4 protein-coding genes and 1 pseudogene are annotated in these 3,438 nt (G+C 65.4%); all 5 read left to right on the forward strand.

Annotation, left to right across the window (positions count from 1 at the left end):
* Positions 1-195: phosphoribosyltransferase family protein (locus KZA10_RS17985; protein WP_374196572.1), on the forward strand; the 195-nt coding region annotated here is incomplete at its 5' end.
* Between the two features lie 67 nt (positions 196-262).
* Positions 263-1,867 (forward strand): ABC transporter permease subunit, encoded by a 1,605-nt coding sequence (locus tag KZA10_RS10030; protein ID WP_218682788.1) that lies wholly within the window; start codon positions 263-265, stop codon positions 1,865-1,867.
* A gap of 1 nt (position 1,868) precedes the next feature.
* Positions 1,869-2,807 (forward strand): sugar ABC transporter permease, encoded by a 939-nt coding sequence (locus KZA10_RS10035; RefSeq protein ID WP_017829218.1) that lies wholly within the window; start codon positions 1,869-1,871, stop codon positions 2,805-2,807.
* 88 nt (positions 2,808-2,895) lie between these two features.
* Positions 2,896-3,228, forward strand: coding sequence for a PadR family transcriptional regulator (locus KZA10_RS10040; protein WP_055865598.1), 333 nt, complete (start codon positions 2,896-2,898; stop codon positions 3,226-3,228).
* An 88-nt stretch (positions 3,229-3,316) separates the two neighbouring features.
* Positions 3,317-3,438, forward strand: a pseudogene (locus KZA10_RS17990) (DNA-binding response regulator); the annotation flags it as partial.

Genomic DNA, 3,438 nt, shown 5'->3' on the forward strand with positions numbered 1-3,438 from the left:
AACGGCAAGCACGTCCTGATCGTCGAGGACATCATCGACTCCGGCCTGACCCTCAGCTGGCTGCTGGAGAACTTCGGATCCCGCGGAGCCGAGTGGGAGTTCTGGGGCGTGGCCGAGGCCGCGATCATCAACGGCGAAGACCCGGCGACGACGTGGCAGAAGCTCGTCGACGACGTGACCGCCGCGATCAAGTAACAGCCAGAACACGGACTCTGCCGGGGTGGGCCTTCGCCCGCCCCGGCAGGATCATGACGAGGATGACATGACAGACACCGACGAGCGCACAGCTCCTCCGACCAGACGTCAGCGCCAGGCCGCGAAGATCGCGGAGGCCGCAGCCGGACCGATCGGCTGGATGCTGCTGAAGATCCTCCTGCTGGCCGTCGTCGACGCGATCGCGCTCTACGCCGCTTTCGTGCTCTTCGCCCAGCGGGAGTGGTTGATCCTCGGCATCGTCGTGGCGGTCGCCGTCCTCGTCAACTACATCTACTTCTCCCGCAAGCGCATCGCCGCGAAGTACCTCACTCCCGGGATCATCTTCCTGGTCATCTTCCAGGTGTTCACGCTGCTCTACACCGGGTACATCGGGTTCACGAACTACGGCACAGGCCACAACGGCACCAAGGACCAGGCGATCTCCTCCCTCCTCGCCTCGGCGCAGGAGCGGGTCGAGGACTCGCCGACCTATCCCGTGACGGTCGTCGAGCAGTTCGGCACCTACGGTCTGCTCGTGACCGACCCGGAATCCGGCGACGCGCTCCTCGGTACAGCGCAACAGCCGCTGGAAGAGGTCGACGCCCGGTTCGAAGACGGCACGGCCGTCGCCGTCGACGGGTGGACCACGCTTCCGCTCGCGACCGTCTTCACGCTCTCCGAAGAGCTCGAGAAGCTGTCGGTGCCGTTCAGCGACGACCCGAACGACGGCAGCCTGCGCGCCCCGGACGGGCAGAAGGGCTACCTGTACGTCTCGACGCTGGAGTACGACGAGGCCGCAGACACCATCACCGACACCACGACAGGGACCGTCTACTCCGATACGGGCGACGGGGCCTTCACCGCCGAGGGTGGCGAGCAGCTGCTCCCCGGTTGGCAGACGACCGTCGGCTTCGACAACTTCATCCGCGCCGTCACCGACTCCTCCATCCGCGGACCGCTCATCTCGGTAACCCTCTGGACGTTCGCGTTCGCTCTGATCTCGGTCGCGACGACGTTCTTCCTCGGCCTTCTCCTGGCCCTGGTGTTCAACAACACCCGCATGCGGTTCCGCAACGGCTACCGCATCATCCTGATCCTCCCGTATGCGTTCCCCGCGTTCCTGTCGGCGCTCGTCTGGGCCGGAATGATGAACGAGAGCTTCGGCTTCATCAACCAGGTGATCTTCGGCGGGGCCGAGATCCCGTGGCTCACCGACCCCGCCCTCGCGAAGGTGTCGGTGCTGCTGGTGAACCTGTGGCTCGGCTTCCCGTACATGTTCCTCGTCTGCATGGGCGCCCTGCAGGGCATCCCCGAGGATGTGAACGAAGCCGCGGTGATGGACGGTGCGAACCCGTGGCAGGTCTTCCGCCGGATCAAGCTGCCGCTGCTGCTGGTCACCGTCGCACCGCTGCTGATCTCGTCCTTCGCGTTCAACTTCAACAACTTCAATCTGATCTACATGCTCACCAAGGGGGGCCCGCGCTTCAGCGACGTGTCCATCCCCGTCGGGCACACCGACATCCTCATCTCGATGGTCTACAAGGTGGCCTTCACGGGGCAGACGCGTGACTACGGTCTGGCCTCTGCCTTCACGATCCTGATTTTCATCGTGGTCGCCACGATCTCGATCATCAGCTTCCGCAAGACCAAGGCCCTCGAGGAGCTGAACTGACATGAGCACCACCAGCCCCACCACCGAGCGATCCGCCGCCACTCGCTCCACCGACGGCGTGCAGAGCCTCGCCCCCCGCCGTCGCAGCTTCGGCGCCTGGTTCGCCGACACCGGATGGCGCCACCTCGTGGCGATCGTCGTGAGTGCTTTCGCCCTGTTCCCCCTGCTGTACGTGATCTCCGCCTCGCTGAACCCGAAGGGGACGCTGACGGGATCGAACCAGCTGTTCTCCGCGATCGGGATCGACAGCTACGTGCGCATCCTGAGCGACCCGCAGAACCCCTACGGCACGTGGTTCCTCAACACGCTGCTGATAGCGGTGGTCACCGGAGCGGTCACCGTCTTCATCGGCGCATGCGCGGCATATGCCTTCTCGCGCATGCGGTTCGCCGGGCGCCGTGTGGGGCTCGTGACGATCGTGGTCGTGCAGATGTTCCCGCAGCTGCTCGCCGTGGTCGCCATCTTCCTGCTCATGTCGACACTGGGGGACTGGTTCCCCGCGATCGGTCTGAACACCCACACCGGTCTGATCCTGGTGTACCTCGGGGGAGCGCTCGGGGTGAACACGTACCTGATGTACGGCTTCTTCAACACGATCCCGAAGGAGATCGACGAGGCGGCGCGCATCGACGGCGCCGGTCACGCGCGCATCTTCTTCACGATCATCCTGCGTCTGGTCGCTCCTATCCTCGCGGTGGTCGGGCTCCTGTCGTTCATTGGCACGGTCAACGAGTACGTGATCGCGAGCGTCATGCTCGTCGACGTGGATCAGCAGACCCTTGTCGTCGGACTCACCAAACTCGTGGCGAACCCGCGCTACGCGGACTGGTCGGCCTTCTCCGCCGGTGCGGTGATGGCGGCGATCCCGGTGATGATCCTCTTCCTCTTCCTCCAGAAGTACATCGTCGGTGGGCTGACCGCCGGAGCGACCAAGGGCTGAGCGCTTCCTGCGGGTGTCGCCTCGGCGACGCCCGCAGCCGCGCGGGCGGTTCTCCCGCTCTCTTGTCTCGCATGCTACCTTGTCATGCATGACAGCCGATGTCGGCGCCCAGATGCGCAAAGGAGTGGTCGAGTACTGCGTGCTCGGCCTGCTCGCGCGGGAGCCTATGTACGGATGGCAGCTGGCTGAGGCTCTCACCGGCGCCGGCCTGATCGCCAGCATCGGCACGCTCTATCCGCTGCTGGGGCGGCTGCGTGACAACGGCTGGGTCAGTACGTTCGATCAGCCGTCCGAGTCGGGCCCGGTGCGCAGGTACTACCGGCTCACCGAGGTCGGCGTCGATCAGCTCGAGCGATTCCGCGCCCAGTGGGCACCGTTCGCCCGTGTCGTCACGGGCATCGTCGGAGAGGGACGATCATGACCGAAACCACCGCCGTCGCCCTGCGAGAGGACTTCCTCACACGACTCGATGTGGCGATGCGCGGATTGCCGCACGGCATCGCAGTCCGCTGGGCTACTTGCTCAAGGACCGCGTCGCCGATGTCTCCGAGTTCCTCGCCTCCGTGCAGCGGATCTCCGAGGGGGCCACCGTGCTCGACCCCGAGGTCGTCGCGCAGCTGCTGACCCGTCG

The sequence above is a fragment of the Microbacterium sp. BF1 genome, assembly GCF_019279095.1.
GTDB classification, from domain to species: Bacteria; Actinomycetota; Actinomycetes; order Actinomycetales; family Microbacteriaceae; genus Microbacterium; species Microbacterium maritypicum.